Origin of the sequence: Paraburkholderia sp. HC6.4b, from assembly GCF_014200875.1 — a bacterium.
In the GTDB taxonomy this organism is placed as follows: domain Bacteria; phylum Pseudomonadota; class Gammaproteobacteria; order Burkholderiales; family Burkholderiaceae; genus Paraburkholderia; species Paraburkholderia tuberum.
Genome location: NZ_JACHDC010000024.1, coordinates 102,337 through 119,712, shown reverse-complemented (window position 1 = coordinate 119,712; position 17,376 = coordinate 102,337). Strand labels below are relative to the sequence as shown.

The following is a 17,376-nucleotide window of genomic DNA, read 5'->3' as shown; positions in this document are numbered from 1 at the left end:
GTGACGCCGCCGACCCAAACGCCTGGCGCCGAAGCTGGGAACGACAGCGGCGACTTCGCGTCGGACCGCATCCTTGCCCGCATCGGACAACTGACGCGCACGCTGCGCGATTCGATGCGCGAACTCGGGCTCGACAAGCACGTCGAGCGCGCGGCCGAAGCCGTGCCCGACGCGCGCGATCGCCTGAAGTACATCGCCAATATGACCGAGCAGGCCGCCGAGCGCGTGCTGTCGGCGATCGACGTCGCGAAGCCGATCCAGGAGCAGTTGCAGCAGGACGCCGGCGCGCTCGACGCGCGCTGGGAGCAGTGGTACGCCGCGCCGATCGAGCGCGAGGAAGTGCGCGCGCTGATGAACGACACGCGCACCTTCCTGCGCGGCGTGCCCGAGGCGACCGGCGCGACCAACTCGCAGCTAATGGAGATCATGCTCGCGCAGGACTTCCAGGATCTGACCGGCCAGGTGATCAAGAAGATCACCGACGTCGTCTATCTGATCGAGCAGCAGTTGCTCGGCGTGCTGGTCGAGAACATCGCGCTCGAGCGGCGCGAGCAGTTCGCGGCGAACGCCGCGGCTCTCAAGGCGGAGGTGTCGTCGACGGGCAGCCCGGAGCATCTGCTCAACGGTCCGCAGATCAATCCGGAAGGCAAGACGGATGTGGTGCAGGATCAATCGCAGGTCGACGATCTGCTCGCGAGCCTCGGTTTCTGAGCAAGTGTCTCGGCCCGGCAAGCGCGCCGGGCTGGTGGTTTCTCCGCGATTTGCGCCAAACACGCATTCAATGAGTACCGGCTACCCATCTTCCGTACGTTTTGCTGCTAGTAATAGTCGGCAAGTCGCGCGCGTGGGCGCGCCTTGCGCCGGCTGAAAGAATCCGCAGGCATACTACGAGGTCAAAGCGGTACGGCACCCGGCCCGCGCAACGCCGGGCAGTCGCCCGGTGAGGCCATCCCTCAGCGTTGCGGCCGCGGCGGTGCCGTATCATCTGCCTATAAGCGGCCGCTTCGCGCAGTCGGCGAAGCGTGCCGCGGCTCGGGAGGAGCTTCTCATGTGGAGTCGTATTGGTCGCGCCGGAGTCACGGCGCTCGTATTGCCATGTTCGTTATTGGCCCTGACGGCCGCGCAGTCCGCCCATGCGGCGCTGGGCAGCGCGCCGCTTACCCCGCCGTCCGACGCGTCGGTGTCCTCCCGCGTGGTGCAGCCCGCCAGCGGCACATCGCAAAGTGTCATGCGTTCTGAATCGAGCGCGGCGTCTTCCACATCTTCCACACCCGCTTCCTACACGGTACGCGAGACCACGTTCGGCAACGGCACCGTGGTGCGCGAATACCTGAGCACGAGTGGCGCGGTATTCGGGATTTCGTGGCATGGTCCGCAAATGCCCGATCTCAGTGATCTGCTCGGCAGTTATTTCCCGCAGTACGTGGCCGGCGTGAAGGCCGTGCGGGCCGCGCGCGGCAATGCGCGGGGGCCGGTCGCCGTCGACGAGAGCGGGCTGGTGGTGCGTTCGGGCGGCCACATGGGCGCGTTCAGCGGCGTCGCGTGGCTGCCCTCCGCGCTGCCGGCCGGCGTCAGCGGTTCCGACATCCAGTAACGGCGAGGACCACGATGCGAACCATGCTCACGACAGCGAACATCAAAAGCTGGATGCAGGCCGCGCTTGCCGTGCTGCTCACGGCGACGCTCGTCGCCTGCGGAGGCGGAGGCGGCGGTAGCGACAACAACTCCAGCTCCAACAATGGCGGCAACACCTCGAACGGACTGAACGGCGGTTCGCTGCCGGCCAGCCCGACCCAGCAGCCGATCTCCGCGAATGCGTCGAACACGGTGCCGATCACGGTCGGCCGGGGCGTTTCGGGTGTCATCAACATCCCGACCGTCAGCGTGAGGATCTGCGCGCCGGGCTCGACCAGCAACTGTCAGACCATCGACAATATCCAGGTCGACACCGGCTCGTTTGGCCTGCGCGTGGTCAGTTCAGTGCTCAATTCGACGCTGCTCGGCGCGCTGCCGGTCAGCACGATCGGCAGCAACGGCGCGCAGCTCGCCGAGTGCGCGACGTTCGCGGACGGTTACACGTGGGGCTCGGTGCGCACCGCGATCGTGACGCTCGGCGGCGAAACGACGACCGGCAGCATCCCGCTGCAGATCATCGGCGACAAGGCCGCGAGCACGGTACCAAGCGGCTGCGGCAGCGGCCCGGCCGAAAACACGGCCGCCGATCTGGGCGCGAACGGCATCCTCGGCATCGGCACCGCGCTGACCGATTGCGGCGCAACCTGCGCGAACACGACGACCGCGGCGACCTACAGCAACTACTTCGCCTGTCCGAACGGCACGTCGTGCACGCGCACCGCGGTGCCGATTCCGCAACAGATCGCCAATCCGGTCGCGAACTTCCCGCTCGACAACAACGGCGTGATCGTACAGATGGCACCGGTGTCGAACACCGGGCAGGCATCGGCGACCGGCACGCTGGTGTTCGGCATCGGCACGCAGGGGAACAACCCGCTTGCCGCTGCGCAGGTGTTCACGACCGACCCATACGGCGACCTCAACAACAGCACCTTCAACGGCACGACCGTCCAGGCGTTCCTCGATTCCGGCTCGAACGCCTATTTCTTCGGCGATAGCACGCTCACGCTGTGCGGCAGCCAGTTCGCGGGCTTCTATTGCCCGTCGTCGGCGCAGACCCGCACGGTCACGCTGGTCGGGAAGAACAACGTGTCGGCGGTCGCGAGCATCGGCATCGTGAACGCGCAGACGCTGTTCGCCAACGGCGGCAACTACGCGTTCAACACGCTCGCCGGCCAGATCGGCGGCAACACCAGCTTCGACCTCGGTCTGCCGTTTTTCTTCGGCCGCTACGTGTACTACCACCTCGATCAGACCGCGAGCGGCGCGCCCCCTTACGTCGCCTTCTGACGCGACACGTCGATCCAATGCCGGACGGCTTGCGTGACAGACGCGCGAGCCGTCCGCTCATCCGTCGAAATACCCCCGTTTCTCCGCCCTTATCCGCCGATCGGCGCTTGCGTCGAGCAGGAATAATCGCTCTCACTGGAAAGAGGCGCCGTGCCTCGGCCGACTGGAGAGCTTTGTGGCAGAGGACAGCGACCTCGAAAAAACCGAATCCGCCACCCCTCGGCGCCTGCAGAAGGCGCGCGAGGAGGGGCAGATCGTGCGTTCGCGGGAGCTGTCGACCTTCGCGCTGCTCGCGGCCGGGTTCTACGGCGTATGGGGCATGTCGGGCAGCATCGGCGAGCATTTGCAGAACATGCTGCGTGCGTCGCTCACCTTCAACCACGCGAGCGCGTTCGACACCAGCCGCATGCTGATCGGCGCGGGCTCAGCGGGTCGCGAAGGACTCTACGCGCTCGTGCCGATACTCGGCGTCACCGGACTTGCCGCGCTGCTCGCACCGATGGCGCTGGGCGGCTGGCAACTGTCCGCGAAAGGGTTCGAGCCCAAGTTCAACCGGCTGAACCCGATCGAGGGCCTCGGCCGCATATTTTCGATCAACGGACCGATCCAGCTCGGCATGTCGCTCGCGAAGACGCTGGTGGTGGGGTTGATCGGCGGCACGGCGATCTGGAATCGCCACGAGCAATTCCTCGCGCTCGCAACGCAGCCGCTCAATCTCGCGCTCGCCAACTCCGTGCATCTGATCGCGGTGTGCTGCGGCATGACGGTGGCCGGCATGTTCGCGGTGGCCGCGCTCGACGTGCCGTACCAGCTGTGGTCGTTCCACAAGAAGCTGCGCATGACGAAGGAAGAAGTGAAGCGTGAGCATCGCGAGAGCGAAGGCGATCCGCACATCAAGGGCAAGATTCGCCAGCAGCAGCGCGCGATCGCGCGGCGCCGCATGATGGCGCAAGTGCCGAAGGCCGACGTGGTCGTGACCAACCCGACCCACTTCGCGGTCGCGCTGCAATATACGGACGGCGAGATGCGCGCGCCGAAGGTGGTCGCGAAGGGCGTGAACCTCGTGGCCGCGCGGATTCGCGAGATCGCCACCGAAAACAACGTGCCGCTGCTCGAAGCGCCGCCGCTCGCGCGTGCGCTCTATCACAACGTCGATCTGAATCGCGAGATTCCGGGGCCGCTCTATGGCGCGGTCGCGGAAGTGCTCGCGTGGGTCTATCAGTTGCGCCGCTTCAAGGCCGAAGGCGGCGACGTGCCGGTCGCGCCGACCGAACTCGACGTGCCGCCCGAACTCGACAAGGGCGGCGTAGCGGACGAGGACGCCGCCGAGGAAGCCGCCAACACGCTGAACCCGGCCGACGACAACGCCAACGACGCCACTAGCGACGACAACAACGGAGCCTCCGCATGAACGCTCGCGCCGGTTTCCTCGCCCGACGCCCGGATGCGCTGAGCAGCACCAACCTGCGCGCCCTCGCCGGGCCGGTGCTGATCTGCATGATCCTCGGCATGATGATTCTGCCGTTGCCGCCGTTCCTGCTGGATCTGCTGTTCACGTTCAACATCGCGCTGTCGGTGATGGTGCTGCTCGTCAGCATGTACACGATGAAGCCGCTCGACTTCGCCGCGTTCCCGAGCGTGCTGCTGTTCTCGACGCTGCTGCGGCTGTCGCTGAACGTCGCCTCGACGCGGGTCGTGCTGCTCGAAGGCCATACCGGTCCCGATGCGGCCGGTCAGGTGATCGAGTCGTTCGGCCACTTCCTCGTGGGCGGCAACTTCGCGGTTGGTATCGTCGTGTTCGTGATCCTGATGGTGATCAACTTCATGGTGATCACGAAGGGCGCGGGGCGGATCGCCGAAGTGTCCGCGCGCTTCACGCTCGACGCGATGCCCGGCAAGCAGATGGCGATCGACGCCGATCTGAACGCCGGCCTCATCAACGAAGAGCAGGCTCGCACGCGGCGCAAGGAGATCTCTCAGGAAGCCGAGTTCTACGGCTCGATGGACGGCGCGAGCAAGTTCGTGCGAGGCGATGCGGTCGCCGGCCTCCTGATCATGGTGATCAACATCATCGGCGGGCTGATCGTCGGGATGGTCCAGCACGACATGAGTTTTGCCGCGGCGGGCAAGAACTACACGCTGCTGACGATCGGCGACGGCCTCGTCGCGCAGATTCCGTCGCTGGTGATTTCGACGGCGGCCGGCGTGATCGTTTCGCGCGTCGCGACCAACGAGGACATCGGCACGCAACTGACCGGCCAGCTGTTCACGAACCCGCGCGTGCTGATGATCACCGGCTGCATTCTCGTGCTGATGGGACTGATCCCGGGCATGCCGCACTTCGCGTTCCTGATTCTCGGCGGCGGCCTGATCCAGCTCGGCCGCACGATGAAGAAGCGCACCGAGGAGCGCAAGAACGCACCGGCGCTCGTCGACGTCGCGCCGGCCGCGCTGGCGCCGGTCGAAAACGCCGAGGCGAGCTGGGACGACGTGACGATGATCGACACGCTCGGCCTCGAAGTCGGCTACCGGCTGATTCCGCTCGTCGACAAGAACTCGGACGGCGAACTGCTCAAGCGGATCAAGAGCATCCGCAAGAAGTTCGCGCAGGAAATCGGCTTTTTGCCGCCGGTCATTCATATCCGCGACAACCTCGAATTGCGGCCGAACGGCTATCGGATCGCGTTGAAGGGCGTCGAGGTCGGCTCGGGCGAGGCGTATCCGGGCCAGTGGCTCGCGATCAACCCGGGCCAGGTATCGGCCGCGCTGCCGGGCACGCCGACCCAGGACCCGGCGTTCGGCCTGCCCGCCATCTGGATCGACACGAATCTGCGCGAACAGGCGCAGGTATACGGCTACACGGTCGTCGATTCGAGCACGGTGGTCGCGACGCACCTGAATCACCTCGTCGTCACGCACGCGTCGGAGCTGCTCGGCCGCCGCGAGGTGCAGTCGCTTGTCGAGCGGATGCAGAAGGACACGGCGTCGCTCGTCGACGATCTGGTGCCGAAGATGCTGCCGCTCACCACGCTGCAAAAGGTGCTGCAGAACCTGCTCGAAGAAGGCGTGCCGATTCGCGACATGCGCACGATCCTCGAAGCGCTCGCCGAACACGCGACCAAGCTCACCGACCCGCACGACCTCACCGCCGCGGTGCGGCTCGCGCTGGGCCGCGCGATCACGCAGCAGTGGTTCCCCGGGACCGCCGACATGCAGGTGATGGGCCTCGACGCGAACCTCGAACGGGTGCTGTCGCAGGCGCTATCGACCGGACCGAACCCGGGCCTCGAACCGGGTCTCGCGAACACGCTGCTCACCGAAACGCAGAAAGCGATGACGCGTCAGCAGAACCTTGGCCTCGCTCCGGTGCTGCTGGTGCAGCACGCACTGCGGCCGATGCTCGCGCGCTTCCTGCGCCGCAGCCTGCCGCAGCTGAAGGTGCTCTCGTATGCGGAAGTGCCCGATACGCGCAACGTCAAGGTGGTCAATCTGATCGGCGCGCACGGCTGACGAAGGTCGCTCGCTCGCGGCTGTCGATACAACGAACCGGCGCTCCAATGGGGCGCCGGTTTGCGTTTGCACGGCTCTCCCAGGCTCGTCGAACGATGCGTCTGCCGTGTGTCCATCGCGCGAATTACCCACCTTTAACGGTCTTTATCCATCGATCGTCGCCCGACGCCTTTCGCAATAATTGATCGCAATGGGAAGCGGTGTATTGCCGGTCCGTCAGTCCGTATACCTCATCGGGGGTCCAGCTTGAACATTCGTAAATTTGTCGGTGCTACCAGTCGCGACGCGCTGCGTCTCGTTCGCGAAGCACTTGGCCCCGATGCGGTCGTGCTGTCGAATCGCACGATGGACGACGGCAGCGTCGAAATCGTCGCGCTCGCCGATAGCGATCTCGCCGCGATCACGCCGAAAGCGCGCGAAGGCGCGCAGGCCGCGGCGCTCGGCACGGGCTCCGGTGCGGCATCGACGCTGGCCCCGCGCGGCTTGTTCGCGGCGCCGACGAATCCATACGCGAGCGCAATGCCGGACGTGTTTTCGTCGGTGTTCGGCGCGAGCCCGGAAGCGGGTGGTGAAGCGACGCCGGCGATCGAGCCGGCGAATGCGGCTGCGGATTTCATGGCCGGCTCGGTGAACAGGACGGCGCTCAATTCGGCGCTCAGCCAGGCGCTCAGCATGTCCGCGAATCAAGCAGCGCCCGCCGTGAGCCAGTCGGCGTCCAGCGCGGCCACATCGTTCAACGCACCGGCCACGCCCGCCGCTGCCGCCGCGCCTTCCGGCGCGAGCGCCCGCGCCGCGGCCGCGCGCCTGTCGAAAGACATCCGCGCGGATTTGCTGAAAGCTGCCGGCGTGCCGGTACCGCCGGCTAACGCATCGAGCGAAGCCGCCGCGCCGCGCACGATGGCCGAGTCGAATCCGTGGCTCATCGATCACGCGCGCCGCCTCGCGGCCGAGCAGCAGCAACAGAGCGGCCAATACAGCGCGCGTCCCGCCGCGATGACGCCCGCCGTCGCGACCGCCAAAGGCCTCGGCAGCGCAGTCGACGCGCGGCCGGCCGCCGTGCCGCCGGTGATCGACACGCCCGACTGGGCGCGCGAAGCCGCCGAAGCCGCTGCGCGCCGCGCCGCTCAGAAGATCGCGCCCGTGCCGTCCGCTACTGACGAAAGCCGCACGCCGTCCGCCGTCGCCGAAGCGATCAAGGGGCGCATGGAGCAGGTCGTCAAGGACACCGTGATGAACGAGCTGTCGTCGATGCGCGACATGATGGAAGAGCACTTCGCGGGTCTGCTGTGGGGCGATCGACAGCGCCGCAGTCCCGCACGCGCCGCGCTCACCAAGCACCTGTTCGCCGCCGGCTTTTCCGCGCAGCTCGTGCAGATGCTGGTCGACAACCTGCCCGAAGATGTCGACACGATGGACGGCGGCATGGACTGGGTGCGCTCGGTGCTCGAGTCGAACCTGCCGGTGATGGAGGACGAAGACGCGCTGATGGAGCGCGGCGGCGTATTCGCGCTGATGGGGCCGACCGGCGTCGGCAAGACGACGACCACCGCGAAGCTCGCAGCGCGCTGCGTAATGCGCTTCGGCGCGAGCAAGGTGGCGCTGCTGACGACCGACAGCTACCGCATCGGCGGTCATGAACAGCTGCGCATCTTCGGCAAGATTCTCGGCGTTTCGGTGCATGCGGTGAAGGACAGCGCCGATCTGCAGCTGGCGCTCTCGGAGTTGCGCAACAAGCACATCGTGCTGATCGATACGATCGGTATGAGCCAGCGCGACCGGCTCGTGTCCGACCAGATCGCGATGCTAAGCCGCGCCGGCCAGCCGGTGCAGCGTCTGTTGCTGCTCAACGCGACGAGCCACGGCGACACGTTGAACGAAGTCGTGCAGGCGTATCAGCGCGCGTCGGACCAGCAGCCGCTCGCCGGCTGCATTCTGACCAAGCTCGACGAAGCGACCAACCTCGGCGGCGTGCTCGATACGGTGATCCGCTACAAGCTGCCGGTGCATTACGTATCGACCGGACAGAAGGTGCCGGAGAACCTTTACGTCGCGACGAAGAAATTCCTGATCAAGAGCACCTTCTGCATTCCGCGCGACAACTCGCCGTTCGTGCCGCACGACGACGACATCCCCGCTTTGCTGTCCTCGCTGTCCGCACGTTCGACGGCCGAGCTGCACGAGGTTCGCTTTGGATAAGTTCGTTTCGGATCAAGCCGAAGGGTTGCGGCGGCTGCTCGGGCGCGGCGGCGCGCGCGTGATCGCGTTGGCGGGGGCGTCGTCGGGCGTCGGTAATACGACCGTGGCGGTCAACCTCGCCGCGGCGCTCGCACAGCAAGGCAAGGACGTGCTGGTGATCGACGAATGCGTCGGTGAGAAGTCGGTGAGCGCGATGCTTGGCGGCTTGCGCGGCGCGGGCAACTTCGCGGCGGTGATGCGCGGCGAGAGCCCGGTCGATTTCGCCGCCGCGCGTCACGCGCTCGGTTTTTCGGTGCTGTCCGCCTCGCGCAACAACCGCGAGGGGCATACGGAGGCCGAACTCGGTGTGCTGCTCGGCGGCTCGGCCGATATCGTGCTGATCGACGCGCAGCTCGACGACGAAGGGCATCTGTCGCCGCTCGCCAGGCAGGCGCATGACGTGATGATCGTCGCGCGCATGTCGGGCGAGGCGATCACCGAGGCCTATGCGTGCATCAAGCGTTTGCATTACGCGCACGCGATCGCGCAGTTGCGCGTGCTCGCGAATCACGTGCAAAGCGCCAACGACGCGCAAGCCGCGTTCGCGAATCTCGCCGGCGTGGCCGGCCGTTACCTGACCGTCGCGTTGGAAAACGCCGGCTGCATTGCGGCCGACGTGCGCATCGCACGGGCACTCGAGCTGTCGCGCTGCGTGGTCGACGCGTTTCCGTCGACACCGGCCGCGCGCGACTTCCGCCATCTCGCCGCCGAATTGCAGTACTGGCCGATGCGGCCAGCGATGTCGTCGCAAACGCCCTGGCGGGCGCCTGCGACAGTTACAGCGGCGCACCACGCCGACCAACCGTCCGCGCATCACGCTTGAAAGGCGTGCACGAAGGACAAGGGGAGCACGATGTACAACGCTCAGGGAAAGATTTCTCAGGCCGAAGTTTTGACGAAGTACGCACCGCTCGTGCGTCGACTCGGCTTGCAGCTTGTCGCGAAAATGCCGGCGAGCGTCGATCTCGACGACCTGATCCAGGCCGGCATGATCGGTTTGCTGGATGCCGCCGGCCGCTACAAGGAAGACCAGGGCGCGCAGTTCGAGACCTATGCCAGCCAGCGGATTCGCGGCGCGATGCTCGACGAGTTGCGCAGCAACGACTGGCTGCCGCGCAGCCTGCGCCGCACGTCGCGCGAAGTGGAATCCGCGGTGCACAAGGTGGAGCAGAACCTCGGCCGCTCGGCGAGCGAGGCGGAGGTCGCCGAGCACCTGCAAATGCCGCTCGACGAATATCAGTCGATGCTGCAGGACCTGCATGGCAGCCAGCTGATCTACTACGAAGACTTCGACCGCTCCGCCGACGACGAACCTTTTCTGGACCGCTACTGCGTCGATCATTCCGATCCGCTCTCGGCGCTGCTCGACGACAGCCTGCGCTCGGCGCTCATCGAAGCGATCGACCGCTTGCCGGAGCGCGAGAAGCTGCTGATGTCGCTGTACTACGAGCGCGGCATGAATCTGCGCGAGATCGGCGCGGTGATGGAAGTCAGCGAATCGCGCGTGTGCCAGTTGCATAGCCAGGCCGTGGCACGCCTGCGCGCCCGACTGCGCGAAATGGCCTGGGCGAACGCCGAAGCGAACTGACGCCACCGCGGCGCCGCACGCCGTTTTTCAAACGCCGCCTGCAGATGCGGCGGTGCGCCGATGCCGATGCGCGCCTGTGCCGCCTGCCGTTGCTCAGGCGTTCGCCATCTCATGCTCGGCGGCGAGCGCGAGAAACGCCGAGCGCGACATACCGCGCGCCTGCGCATACGCGTCGATCTCGTGCACCAGCACCTCGGGCAGCGAGATGTTGATGCGAACCGCCTTCTTCAACGCCGGAATATTGCGCGTCGTCACGAAACCCCATGTGAACCCCGCGAACTCGGGATTGCGCCGATGCTCGCCTAGCGTGAGAGGCTCGGGCAGCGGCAGCCCTTCGTCGAGCAAGGTTTCGAGATGCGATTCGATTGCCTGTTTCGCGTCCACATACGCTTGTTCGAGCGTGTCGCCCGCAGAGTAGCAGCCTGGAATATCGGGCACCACGACGCCGAACGCGTGCGTGTTGTCTCCGGGTTCGATGGCGATCGGAAAGATCAGATGCTTCATTTGAGCCCCGCCTGTTTCAGAATGCTGTTCAGGGTGCCGGCCGGCAAATCTTTTTTCGGATGCGGGACGGTCACGAGCCCCCGCTTTCCCGCGTGCCTGAAATGATGGTGACTGCCCGCTATGCGGACGAGCTGCCAGCCATTCGCTTGAATCAATTTGACGACCTCGGCACCGTTCATACATCATACCCTCCATTATACACACGCCTACACAAACTAACGAGCAAACAAGCTTCCGCCCGTCGAATTGCGGCCGCGTCGAAGCCGCGGCGTTGGCGAAAGCTCGAACGAAGTCACCATTTCAACGTGACGAGGTGGACTAGCGCCAGCTAGCCGAACGGCTAACGCAGCGCGGAACGGACAGGGAAGTGGGTGGAAAAGCGGCGGCGGAAAAGGAAAAAGCCCGTCGATGACGGGCTTTTTCATTCATTTCGTAGATTGCTCGATTGCAGGCCGGGCAGGCGGGCCGATCAAAGTCCCGAATAAGCCGGAACTCGCCCATCCGGCCCGTACAGATTCGTCTTGCGCGGCACGTTGACTTGCAGCGCCTTTAGCGCGCGCTCGTTGTAATCCATCCGCACGCGGATCAGCTCGCCGTTGTTGGTGTTGACGCGCCGCGCGCGATCCGCTGCTTTCTGCAGCAGCTTCCATTGCGTCGCGACGCGCGCGTCGGTGCTGGCCGCGAGCTCCATGCCGGACCAGCCGGTCGGAAAGCCGAGTTCGGCCAGATGCGAGTCGCGCGCGGCTTCGAGCCTCGCGAGCACACCGATCAGCTCGGTTTTTTTCTCGACGATCGCCGGCAACTGCTCCAGCGGCGAGACCGCCGTCAGCGCTTTGGTTTCGAGAGTGAGGATCGAGGCGAATGCCTCGACGGTCGAATATTCTTCGATCAGGGTAGCAACGAGGGCGTCTTTCATATCAACAACTCGCTACGCACACTGGCTCGCGAACGGCGCGCGAACCGGGTTGGTCGGACGCCGCCCGGCAGATCACCGCGCGGCGAAATGCCGATCAGTTGCCAGTCGACGAGGTTTTGTTCTGCAACAGGTCGCGCGCCGTCTGCAGCACGCCGTCGGCGATCTTGCCGGAGTCGATCTGCAGCTTGCCGTCCTTGATCGCCTGTTTGATCGACTCGACGTGCGCGGTGTCGATGTCGGCCGAGCCGGAGGCCGCGAGGCTGCGCAGATGCTGCGACAGACCCGACAGGCTCACGCTCGTTTCGCCCGACGCGCTGCTCGCGGCCGGCGCGGCCGTGCTCGTCGCGCCCTGGGTGGTGCTGGCTGCCGGCGTGGCTTCGTCGCTCTGCTGCGAACGGGACAAAGCGTCTTTCAACGACGGCAGATTTGAAGAGGTGGTGGGATCGACTTTCACGATTGGCTTCCCTAACGATTTGATCCTGATAACGGCAACCGCTGATCAAAACTTTAGCGCAATCGCTCGACACCCGGCTCGCCGCCAGGTGGCCATCTACCCCTTTCAATCTCCGTCCGTCTGCCCTGGCCACCGGGGCGCCGACCGTTTCGACGGTGCTCGTTGCCGCCAGCCCGCTCACATCTGGATCTCCACCGTGCCGCCGTCCCTGACGATGCCGGAGATGATCTGGCCGTTGGCGGTCTTCACGCGCACCTGCTGGCCCGGCGACGCGTTGTTCATCGCGCTGCCCTCGGACGAGATCGAGAAACCGTCGCCGGCCGCGATGACCCGCACGGTCTGGCCGAACACCACCGCCGACGCGCTCTTGAGCATGTCGCGGCGCAGCGGCATGCCGCCCGCGATCCGCACGAGCGAGACCGAGCCGACCGCCTGCGACGGGTCGGTGACGATCGCCTGCGGCAGGCCGGTCAGGTCGCCTTCGCGCGCGACGAGGTCGGCGGCCGTGAGCACTTCGCCCGGCGCCATCGCGCGGGCGGCGAGGTAGTAGGTCGCATGCAGCGAGATGCGCGCCTGCAGATAGATGGTCCACGGCCGCTCGCCCGCGCAGCGCACGCCGACCGTCAGCCGGCCCCACAGGCGCGCACCGGTCGGCATGAACGGTTCGAGCGACGTGCACGCGGCGAGGCCGCGCGGAAACGCGGACGCGACAGTGATGTCGGCCTTGCCGGGCAGGCCGACGGCCTGCTGTTGCAGGAACGCGAGCGCGCTTGCGTGAATCGCTTCCGGGTCCTGCTGGCCAGGCAGCGGCGCGGCGGCTTGCGCAGCCGTCGCGGCGGTAGCGGTCTGCGGCGTTCTCTGTGCAATGACGGCCGCCGGCTGGCGCGAGCCAGGCGACGTCGCGGGTGTTCTCGCGATCCCGGGATGCGCCGGCTGCGCCGCAGCGGCCGCGATCGGCTTGCCATTCGCGCCGAACTCGGGCGGCTCGCCGCGCGCGGCGAGACTGTCGAAACCGTCGCCTTGCGGCGCACTGGCCGCGACCACGCGCTGATTCGCGACGCTGGCGGCCGGGCCCGCTTCGACATTGACGCGCGCGACGCCCGACGCCCCAGTGCTGGCCGCCGGCGGAATCGTCACGACGCCGTTGGCGTCCGGTTTGAAGTTGGTGCGGATGATGGCCGGCGCGGCGGCAGCGGGCTCGCCCGCGCCCGGAATGACGATCGCGCCGCTTGCGCTCGCGGCACGCCCGAACGTATCGGTGTCGCGCGACCCGCTCGCGCGGCCGAGCGACTGTGCGGTCGCCGCCGCGAGCGACGCCGCCGACGCGCTGCGCTGCGCCGGCGTCTGAATCCGTTGCGCGAGATCGTTCAGCGCGGCGGGATTTTTCTCGGCGGGCCCGGCAATCACGATCGGGCCGCCCGCATCCTGCGCTTGGGTCGTGGCCGGCAGCAACACGATGCCGCCCGCAACCCATACCGCGGCCCGCGTCAGGCAATGCGCAAGGCAACGCGGGAAAGAGCGCGGCACCGGCTGGGCGAGCGCGCCCTCCGAACCATCGCCCCGTTCATCGACCCGACCAGCCCCCACGCGACGCATCGTCGTGCCGCTCGCCGGCTGCGGCAAGGTGTTGGTGGGCTGGTCCATCGCGGGTCTCCATCGAATGCATCGGTACGCCTTGCATTCTAGTGAGCCCCGCTTTCGCGCAAACGTTGAATAGAAGCCCCCTTTCCCGGTTATTCGTCCGATTGCCGCTTGCGCGCGGCCCATAAGATGCATCACATGCAAAAAGGCCTTCGCGCCCGCCGCGTGTCTCTCACGATGCGCACACGGGACGGCCTTGGAAACGTTCTCGGGAGATTCCGATGCTGGACAAGCTCGATGCCGAATTCGCATTCGGCCGGCAGGCGATGGATGTGCGCGCATACCGGCAGGAACTGCTGTCGTCGAATATCGCGAACGCCGACACGCCCGGCTACAAGGCGCGCGATATCGACTTCGCGTCGTCGCTCGCCGGCGCGCTGAAGAAGACGGGCGGCAGCACCGCCGGCCAAGGCGCATCGAACAGCTCGACGCTCGCGATGACGCAACCCGCGGGCGTGACGAGCGGCATCTCGATGAACACGACCGAGGCCGGCCACATGAGCGGCAAGGCCACGCTGACGGCGACGGGCGGCAGCCCCGACGATTACGGCAACCTGCAATACCGGATTCCGCTGCAGCCGGCGCTCGACGGCAACACGGTCGACGTCGACACCGAGCGCGTGCAGTTCGCCGACAACACGGTGCACTTCGAGTCGGGTATGACGGTCGTGTCGAACCAGATCAAGACGATGCTGTCGGCGATCACGTCGGGCTCGTCGTAAGCCGGGCACGAGCACGGCACCCAGGCAGGGCGCATAGCAGCTGAACACAGGCAGCATGCGCGCACGAACAGAAACGCTACGGGACTTAACGTAAAGCCGGTGCGAACCGGCAGGAGAGGTCAGGAAACATGCCATCCCTGATGAACATTTTTGGTGTCGCGGGTTCCGCGATGTCGGCGCAGTCGGAGCGGCTCAACGTGACGGCGTCGAACCTGGCCAACGCGGACAGCACGACGGGCCCCGACGGTCAGCCGTACAAGGCCAAGCAGGTCGTGTTCGCGGTGAGCCCGCTCGGCGGCGCGCGCACGCGCTCCGGCCAGCAGGTCGGCGGCGTGCAGGTGACGGGCGTGGTCGACGATCCGTCACCGATGAAGACCGCGTACGAACCCGGCAATCCGGCCGCCGACGCGAACGGCTACGTGACGCTGCCCAACGTCGACCCGGTGCAGGAGATGGTCAACATGATCTCGGCCTCGCGCTCGTACCAGGCCAACGTCGAAACACTGAACACCGCCAAAACCCTGATGCTGAAAACGCTCACGATCGGAACCTGAGGAGAGAGCCTTGACCACCAACACCACGATCGGCGGCAGCGGCACGACCGTTTCGCAGACGCTGCTCGACACGATGAACGGCACGAGCAGCAGCTCGAGCGCGACCAGCTCGACGAGCAGCACGTCGAGCAGCACGTCGGGCACGTCGGCGGCGGACCTGCAGAACACCTTTCTGCAGCTGCTCGTCGCGCAAATGCAGAACCAGGACCCGACCAATCCGATGGACAGCTCGCAGATGACCTCGCAGCTCGCCGAGATCAGCACGGTGCAGGGCATCAGCCAGCTCAATACGTCGCTCTCCTCGCTGTCGACGCAGCTGTCGGCGGGCCAGCAGTCGCAGGCCGCGTTGCTGATCGGTTCGACCGTGCTCGCACCGGGCAACTCGATCACCGTGGCGAGCGGCAAGACGAACGAGTTCGGCGTCACGCTCGCGAACTCCGTCAGCGACCTGCAGATCGTCGTGAAGAACTCGGCCGGCACGATCGTCAACACGCTCGATCTCGGCAAGCAGTCGGCCGGCACGATTCCGGTTGGCTGGACGCCGACCGATTCGGCGGGCAACACGCTCGCCGACGGCACCTACACGATCACCGCGACAGGCACGATCAACGGCCAGCAGGCGACGGCTACCACGCTCACCGGCGCGACGGTGGAAAGCGTCGTCCAGCAGAGCAGCGGCACGCCGGGCCTCGTGCTGTCGAACGGCTCGACGGTCGACCTGACCGGCGTCGCAGCGATCCTCTGATTCAGATCAATTCAGTTACGACTTTCCAGACACGGAGCACGTCATGGGTTACCAACAAGGTTTGAGCGGTCTGTCGGCGTCGTCGAGCGATCTCGACGTGATCGGCAACAACATCGCCAACGCCAACACGGTCGGCTTCAAGAGCGGCACCGCCGAATTCGCCGATATGTACGCGAACTCGATCGCCACCGCGACGAGCCAGCAGATCGGGATCGGCACGCAACTGTCCGAAGTGCAGCAGCAGTTCTCGCAAGGCACGCTCACCACGACGAACCAGGCACTGAACGTCGCGATCAACGGCAACGGCTTCTTCCAGATGTCGAACAACGGCACGCTGACCTATTCGCGCAACGGCGTGTTTCAGCTCGACAAGAACGGCTTCATCACGAACGCGCAGGGCCTCGATCTGATGGGCTACGCGGCCAATAGCTCGGGCATCATCAACACCGCGCAGACCGTGCCGCTGCAGGTGCCAACCGCGAACATCGCGCCGCAGGCGACCACCTCGATCACCGCGGGCCTGAACCTGAACGCGCAGGACAACATCATGCTGAGCGCGCCGACGGTGACTAACACCGGCGGCACGGCGCTGACAACGACCGGCGCGACGATCACCGACGCGACCGCGAACACTAACAACGACACCTACTCGATCACCTTCGACGGCGCCGGTGGTTACACGGTTACCGACACGACGGCTAACACCGCGCCGGTTTCCGGCACCTACACGGCCGGCACGGCGATCACGCTCGGCAATGGTCAGAGCGTGACGTTCACCGGCACACCGTCGGCTACCACCGCCTACACCGTCGCGCCAACGCCGACTGCGTTCAACCAGAACGACTCGACGACCTACAACTACTCGACCAGCACGACGGCCTACGATTCGCTCGGCGGCTCGCAGACGGTCAACATGTATTTCGCCAAGACCGGTGCCGGCACGTGGAACGTCTATGCGGGCACCTCGACCGGCACGGCGTCGCTGGTCGGCCAGGCGACCTTCAATTCGTCGGGCAAGCTGGTCAGCACGACCCAGCCTGCCGTTCCGGCCACCACGCCCGCGACGTACGTTGCCACCGCTACGCTCGGCGGCTTCACTTTCTCGATCCCGACCGCCGATGGTTCGTCGACGCCGCAGAACCTCACGCTGAACATCGGCACGACGACGCAGTACGGCGGAAAGGACGGCGTGAACAGCCTGCAGACCGACGGCTTCGCGGCCGGCCAGCTCACCGGCTTCACGGTCGGCTCCGACGGCACGCTGACCGGCAACTACTCGAACGGCCAGACCGCGGCGCTCGGCCAGATCGTGCTCGCGAACTTCTCGAACCAGAACGGCCTCGTCGACCTCGGCAACAACGAGTACGGCCAGACGGCTGCCTCGGGCGTCGCGCAGATCTCGACGCCGGGCTCGACCAATCACGGCGTGCTGCAAGGCGGCGCGGTCGAGAACTCGAACGTCGATCTGACGAGCGAGCTGGTCAACCTGATCACCGCGCAGCGCAACTATCAGGCGAACGCGCAGACGATCAAGACCCAGCAGGCCGTCGACCAGACCCTGATCAACCTGTAAGCGAACAGG

At 66.1% G+C, this 17,376-nt stretch carries 17 protein-coding genes; 12 read left to right on the top strand and 5 right to left on the bottom strand.

Annotated features, from left to right (window positions below; genetic code table 11):
* The 8 genes from cheZ to HDG34_RS31700 all read left to right on the top strand — a co-directional run bounded on the left by cheZ (nucleotide 1) and on the right by HDG34_RS31700 (nucleotide 10,258).
* Nucleotides 1-711: a protein phosphatase CheZ gene (cheZ, locus tag HDG34_RS31735; protein WP_184065974.1), complete on the top strand. Its 711-nt coding sequence runs from the start codon at nucleotides 1-3 to the stop codon at nucleotides 709-711.
* A 337-nt stretch (nucleotides 712-1,048) separates the two neighbouring features.
* A complete protein-coding gene (locus HDG34_RS31730) occupies nucleotides 1,049-1,594 on the top strand; it encodes a DUF2844 domain-containing protein (protein WP_184065972.1) in 546 nt (181 codons plus the stop codon).
* A 14-nt stretch (nucleotides 1,595-1,608) separates the two neighbouring features.
* Nucleotides 1,609-2,925 carry a DUF3443 domain-containing protein gene (locus tag HDG34_RS31725; RefSeq protein WP_184065969.1) on the top strand — a complete coding sequence of 439 codons (1,317 nt, stop codon included), beginning with the start codon at nucleotides 1,609-1,611 and terminating at the stop codon, nucleotides 2,923-2,925.
* A 175-nt stretch (nucleotides 2,926-3,100) separates the two neighbouring features.
* Nucleotides 3,101-4,336, top strand: coding sequence for a flagellar biosynthesis protein FlhB (flhB, locus tag HDG34_RS31720; protein ID WP_184065966.1), 1,236 nt, complete (start codon nucleotides 3,101-3,103; stop codon nucleotides 4,334-4,336).
* Complete coding sequence (gene flhA, locus HDG34_RS31715) at nucleotides 4,333-6,435, top strand: flagellar biosynthesis protein FlhA (protein ID WP_184065964.1); 2,103 nt, start codon at nucleotides 4,333-4,335, stop codon at nucleotides 6,433-6,435. Before flhB ends, flhA begins: the two co-directional genes overlap by 4 nt.
* 246 nt (nucleotides 6,436-6,681) lie before the next feature.
* On the top strand, nucleotides 6,682-8,631 hold the full coding sequence (gene flhF, locus HDG34_RS31710) for a flagellar biosynthesis protein FlhF (RefSeq protein ID WP_184065961.1): 1,950 nt from the start codon (nucleotides 6,682-6,684) through the stop codon (nucleotides 8,629-8,631).
* A complete protein-coding gene (locus tag HDG34_RS31705; protein ID WP_184065958.1) occupies nucleotides 8,624-9,493 on the top strand; it encodes an AAA family ATPase in 870 nt (289 codons plus the stop codon). The genes flhF and HDG34_RS31705 overlap by 8 nt, the downstream gene beginning before the upstream one ends.
* Nucleotides 9,494-9,523: 30 nt before the next feature.
* Nucleotides 9,524-10,258, top strand: coding sequence for an RNA polymerase sigma factor FliA (locus tag HDG34_RS31700; RefSeq protein WP_090802497.1), 735 nt, complete (start codon nucleotides 9,524-9,526; stop codon nucleotides 10,256-10,258).
* A gap of 93 nt (nucleotides 10,259-10,351) precedes the next feature.
* Here the strand turns inward: HDG34_RS31700 and HDG34_RS31695 are convergent, their stop codons facing one another.
* The 5 genes from HDG34_RS31695 to flgA all read right to left on the bottom strand — a co-directional run bounded on the left by HDG34_RS31695 (nucleotide 10,352) and on the right by flgA (nucleotide 13,776).
* Complete coding sequence (locus HDG34_RS31695) at nucleotides 10,352-10,762, bottom strand: type II toxin-antitoxin system HicB family antitoxin (protein ID WP_184065955.1); 411 nt, start codon at nucleotides 10,760-10,762, stop codon at nucleotides 10,352-10,354.
* Complete coding sequence (locus tag HDG34_RS31690; RefSeq protein ID WP_184065952.1) at nucleotides 10,759-10,941, bottom strand: type II toxin-antitoxin system HicA family toxin; 183 nt, start codon at nucleotides 10,939-10,941, stop codon at nucleotides 10,759-10,761. The genes HDG34_RS31695 and HDG34_RS31690 overlap by 4 nt, the downstream gene beginning before the upstream one ends.
* Nucleotides 10,942-11,231: 290 nt before the next feature.
* Nucleotides 11,232-11,678 (bottom strand): flagella synthesis protein FlgN, encoded by a 447-nt coding sequence (locus HDG34_RS31685; RefSeq protein WP_018418771.1) that lies wholly within the window; start codon nucleotides 11,676-11,678, stop codon nucleotides 11,232-11,234.
* A gap of 94 nt (nucleotides 11,679-11,772) precedes the next feature.
* Nucleotides 11,773-12,132: a flagellar biosynthesis anti-sigma factor FlgM gene (gene flgM, locus HDG34_RS31680; protein WP_090802502.1), complete on the bottom strand. Its 360-nt coding sequence runs from the start codon at nucleotides 12,130-12,132 to the stop codon at nucleotides 11,773-11,775.
* Nucleotides 12,133-12,309: 177 nt separating this feature from the next.
* Complete coding sequence (flgA, locus tag HDG34_RS31675; RefSeq protein WP_184065949.1) at nucleotides 12,310-13,776, bottom strand: flagellar basal body P-ring formation chaperone FlgA; 1,467 nt, start codon at nucleotides 13,774-13,776, stop codon at nucleotides 12,310-12,312.
* Between the two features lie 218 nt (nucleotides 13,777-13,994).
* Here flgA and flgB point away from each other — a divergent pair, with 218 nt between their 5' ends.
* From flgB to HDG34_RS31655, 4 genes are all read left to right on the top strand, one after another.
* Nucleotides 13,995-14,495 (top strand): flagellar basal body rod protein FlgB, encoded by a 501-nt coding sequence (gene flgB / locus HDG34_RS31670; RefSeq protein ID WP_184065946.1) that lies wholly within the window; start codon nucleotides 13,995-13,997, stop codon nucleotides 14,493-14,495.
* Between the two features lie 128 nt (nucleotides 14,496-14,623).
* Nucleotides 14,624-15,049: a flagellar basal body rod protein FlgC gene (gene flgC / locus HDG34_RS31665; protein WP_026225509.1), complete on the top strand. Its 426-nt coding sequence runs from the start codon at nucleotides 14,624-14,626 to the stop codon at nucleotides 15,047-15,049.
* Nucleotides 15,050-15,059: 10 nt separating this feature from the next.
* Nucleotides 15,060-15,794 (top strand): flagellar hook assembly protein FlgD, encoded by a 735-nt coding sequence (locus tag HDG34_RS31660; RefSeq protein ID WP_184065943.1) that lies wholly within the window; start codon nucleotides 15,060-15,062, stop codon nucleotides 15,792-15,794.
* A gap of 43 nt (nucleotides 15,795-15,837) precedes the next feature.
* The gene (locus tag HDG34_RS31655; protein WP_184065940.1) at nucleotides 15,838-17,367 is read left to right on the top strand and encodes a flagellar hook protein FlgE; all 1,530 of its coding nucleotides are present in this window, start codon (nucleotides 15,838-15,840) and stop codon (nucleotides 17,365-17,367) included.
* Nucleotides 17,368-17,376 lie beyond the last annotated feature (9 nt).